Source organism: Paenibacillus marchantiophytorum (genome assembly GCF_014640555.1).
In the GTDB taxonomy this organism is placed as follows: domain Bacteria; phylum Bacillota; class Bacilli; order Paenibacillales; family NBRC-103111; genus Paenibacillus_E; species Paenibacillus_E marchantiophytorum.
In genome coordinates this window covers 1-3,313 of sequence record NZ_BMHE01000109.1, presented here as the reverse complement: position 1 = coordinate 3,313, position 3,313 = coordinate 1, and the positions used below count along the sequence as shown (strand labels likewise).

General features: G+C 33.4%; 5 protein-coding genes. 4 read left to right on the top strand and 1 reads right to left on the bottom strand.

Going from position 1 to position 3,313, the window contains the following annotated elements; all coding sequences use genetic code 11:
• Positions 1-228: 228 nt before the first annotated feature.
• From IEY34_RS36010 to IEY34_RS36000, 3 genes are all read left to right on the top strand, one after another.
• The gene (locus IEY34_RS36010; RefSeq protein WP_189021076.1) at positions 229-822 is read left to right on the top strand and encodes a hypothetical protein; all 594 of its coding nucleotides are present in this window, start codon (positions 229-231) and stop codon (positions 820-822) included.
• A gap of 176 nt (positions 823-998) precedes the next feature.
• Positions 999-1,487, top strand: a complete 489-nt coding sequence (locus IEY34_RS36005; RefSeq protein WP_189021074.1) for a DUF2199 domain-containing protein — start codon at positions 999-1,001, stop codon at positions 1,485-1,487.
• Positions 1,488-1,838: 351 nt separating this feature from the next.
• Positions 1,839-2,105 (top strand): hypothetical protein, encoded by a 267-nt coding sequence (locus IEY34_RS36000; RefSeq protein WP_229758029.1) that lies wholly within the window; start codon positions 1,839-1,841, stop codon positions 2,103-2,105.
• An 85-nt stretch (positions 2,106-2,190) separates the two neighbouring features.
• On the opposite strand, the gene IEY34_RS35995 is transcribed toward IEY34_RS36000, so the two are convergent.
• Complete coding sequence (locus IEY34_RS35995) at positions 2,191-2,445, bottom strand: hypothetical protein (protein ID WP_189021072.1); 255 nt, start codon at positions 2,443-2,445, stop codon at positions 2,191-2,193.
• 582 nt (positions 2,446-3,027) lie between these two features.
• Here IEY34_RS35995 and IEY34_RS38255 point away from each other — a divergent pair.
• Positions 3,028-3,204, top strand: coding sequence for a DUF6199 family natural product biosynthesis protein (locus IEY34_RS38255; RefSeq protein WP_505817145.1), 177 nt, complete (start codon positions 3,028-3,030; stop codon positions 3,202-3,204).
• The last annotated feature ends 109 nt before the right edge of the window (positions 3,205-3,313 follow it).

Here is a 3,313-nt window from a genome sequence, read left to right as displayed (position 1 = left end):
TCGTCACAATCACTATACCAAACCGAAGCGGTGTTTTTCTATTTTAGCAAGAGGTCAATCATTATCCTGGTTCTGCTATATGTATCAAGGATTTAAGACTAATTTCGCTCTGCGAAGTTTGAGTTACTAATAATTAGCTATACGAAATGTATGTATTGAAAGCGATTTCGAGGGGAGTGTTACAAAATTACTTGCATTTAAAAAGTTATATATGTAAAGATAAGTTCAATGAACTATTGGTGGGGAATTTATGGGTTTTCAGGTTTAGAGGGCTGGGAAGACATTATTATATATGAGAAGAAGGATCAAGAATATACACGACTTGGAAGTACATGTATATGTTCTAAGAATTATTTAAGAGATGGACTTGAAAGTTTAGAAAATGATGCAGAAGAAAAGGATTTTGTTGAACATATTAAAGAACATTTAGTAGGAAATGAAATTCAGTATTACTATTATTATGACGGACCTAACGATGAAGATTTCTATGAACTTCCATATGAAAATCTACCTAAGAATGAATACAATATTAAACCTAGATCATTCGAAATTTGGCATCCTGATAAGGGGATAAATCAAAAAACAATTAACGAGTGCGTACAGGAAATTTGTTTGAGATTTTTTAATATTAAAGCTATTAGCATAGAATATTATGAAACCGTAACAACTGAAGAAGCCTGTTTATCTTATTTGGAAGAACGAACTCGTTGGGCGAATGCTAAAGAATTTGTATTCGCAGATAACTTAATAGAAGATCTCATGAATAAGATGTCTAAATCAAAAGATGAAGTTTTAAAGATTTTGAATAATAGCATCAAGTAACTCAAAAGAAGGCACATACGTTGCTAGCTAACATCCCTATTGGGAAAGAAAAATTAGGCAGATAACCTTACAAGGCTAGTCTTTGATTCGGAGTTAAAACGGCTTAGTCCTCTCTTGGTTCGTGAATACAAGAACGTATTATGAAATCGAGAAGAAATGATCAAGGAGTATAAACCATGAAATGCCCTCAATGTAACGATGAATTAAGTGAAGTTCCTTTATGTTACGGAATTGAAGCTCCGTACTATTTTTACACGGTACCAGAAGAGAAAAGAACAGAGTTAATTAGAGATTTTTGTGTAATTGATGAGCAATATTTCTATATAAGAGGACATATTGAAATACCGATAATTGATTGTAAAGAGAAATTTATTTGGAGTGTTTGGGTTTCTCTTAGTGAAGAGAATTTTTTTAAATCCAATGAATTTTTGCACGTACAAGGAAGGGAGAATGAACAACCTTATTTTGGTTGGTTGTCGACGGAGCTGTCAATATATCCAGTAACTACATTGTCATTGAAAACAATGGTACATACACAAGAAGTTGGCGCTGTTCCGTTAATAGAACTAGAACAGACTGATCATCCACTTGCAGTTGAACAAAGAGAAGGAATTACAATGGAGAGAGTAAAAGAAATTGCTCATATAATAAATCATAGTCAGTAATTTATGAGGGTTTGAAAGCAGCCAACATCTTATAACATCGTGTTCTCGTAGCGAAGTCATACACGTTACTTGAAAACTATTATATCTCTTTCAGCGTCTCCACACATGTGGAGTGCGTGGTAAGGAATGACCTAATTTAATAATAAATTGAGGAACTTCCTGAAGAGGAGGTTCTTTTTTTCTAACCCTTTCGACACGCTCATACTAGAATTACTGATCCTTACGCGGAAGCTGGTATGAATGACTGTGCTATAAAAACGAATGAATTTAAAGCTTTATTGCTTGAATGGATTATCGTAAGAGATCAATTTTATTTAAGTCAATAAAAAACTGATTTCATAGGAGGTTTTCATGAATATGGATTATTTAAGCTATGAAGATCAATTTAAAAAAGAGTTGGGTCAAGAAGAAATTAGTCGAATTATAAATCCAGAGATTAGAGAAATTCGAGAAAAATATTTGAGAATGCAACGCGCGGCATTCGAGAATGAACGAGATATTCCAGATAGCGAATTAAGTAAAGTAAGTAACGAATTGATACGTCAAGAACAAGAGGAATTGCAACGTTATAAAGACAAAAAACAAAGATATCTAATAAAAGATTGGTTTTATATCTAATGGTTTCTTGCTACTAAATATTATGAATAATAAAAAGAAGCCCCATAGTAAAAGAGCTTCTAACTTAAAGAGGATTGGCTTTACATTAATTTACACCAAAATAAATTTTTGCAGCAGCAATGTCTGCTTCGTACTGTGCATTTTGTGCGTCAAGTTCCCATTGATCATGCGCATTGCTTCCATCAATCCAATATTGTTGAGTTAAAGCGGTAAGATAGGAATTATAATTACTGTAGTTATGAATATTTACTAGAGGATGTGCTGAAACTGCAGAGGTGACACTCAATATCGAAACAACAACTACAGCAGATAGTACGAATGACTTCAAACGATTTTTCATTTGTAATCCCTCCACGAAATTAGTATTTTCTCTTACGTAAAAAGCATATAGGATGCGATGGGCAAACGCAACATCTTTACCAAAATGTAACAATTTTTTGGTTCGATGTAATTTAAATCTTACAAGGAGTTGCACACTTGGATAAATCATTTTTTTCGGCTTCTTCGAAAGCAGTCTCAACCTTAACTGAACAAAACATTAGTATGATTGAAAAGTTCACAGTAAGTTAAAGTTAAGAAGACACATAAGTCATAATTTATTCTTGATTATAGGTTTAATTCTAATTGCTGGTTATATTTATTTACTAAAGGATTTTGTAGGAAATTAAAAATTATATAATTCGAAAAAAACTAACTTTTATGATTCATTCAGGAAAAAAAATTATTTTCTTCCTCCTCCTTATCACGCGGCGGAGTTTTTTTCGTGTGAACATATACTCGCTAACAGAATGGTGTAGGCTAATTGGTGTGTATGTTAACTCTGATGAGAGGGGATGGCAAGTCGTTTTTAATTCGTTATCGATTCAGTTTTTTATTTGGATTTAATGGTATAATATACCAAGTTTGATGAAAAGGGAAATGGATGCGGTTGATTACAGTGTTTGTTCCTCCAGAACTAAAGATATTCAGTATCTTTGCCATAATCTTTTTTGCACTTTGGATTGGCTTTGCTTTGTTTGGAGCGATTGCTCCATATACTTTATGGAAGATGACCCAAGGTTGGAAAGCGACTAAGGAACCACCAGAGACCGTCGATTAACTCCTTAAATTTACCAAACATACTCGGGAGGGGTAGGTTTCGTCTATTCCTCTCCCCCCCCAATGAAACCCCCGAATTTACTTTAAAATGACTATTTATCTCCTGTTTT

What these genes read in the sequence shown, in the direction of transcription:
- IEY34_RS36010 (WP_189021076.1), top strand. Translation starts at nt 229, where the DNA reads ATGAACTATTGGTGGGGAATTTATGGGTTTTCAGGTTTAGAGGGCTGG.
- IEY34_RS36005 (WP_189021074.1), top strand. Translation starts at nt 999, where the DNA reads ATGAAATGCCCTCAATGTAACGATGAATTAAGTGAAGTTCCTTTATGT.
- IEY34_RS36000 (WP_229758029.1), top strand. Translation starts at nt 1,839, where the DNA reads ATGAATATGGATTATTTAAGCTATGAAGATCAATTTAAAAAAGAGTTG.
- IEY34_RS35995 (WP_189021072.1), bottom strand. Translation starts at nt 2,445, where the DNA reads ATGAAAAATCGTTTGAAGTCATTCGTACTATCTGCTGTAGTTGTTGTT.
- IEY34_RS38255 (WP_505817145.1), top strand. Translation starts at nt 3,028, where the DNA reads ATGCGGTTGATTACAGTGTTTGTTCCTCCAGAACTAAAGATATTCAGT.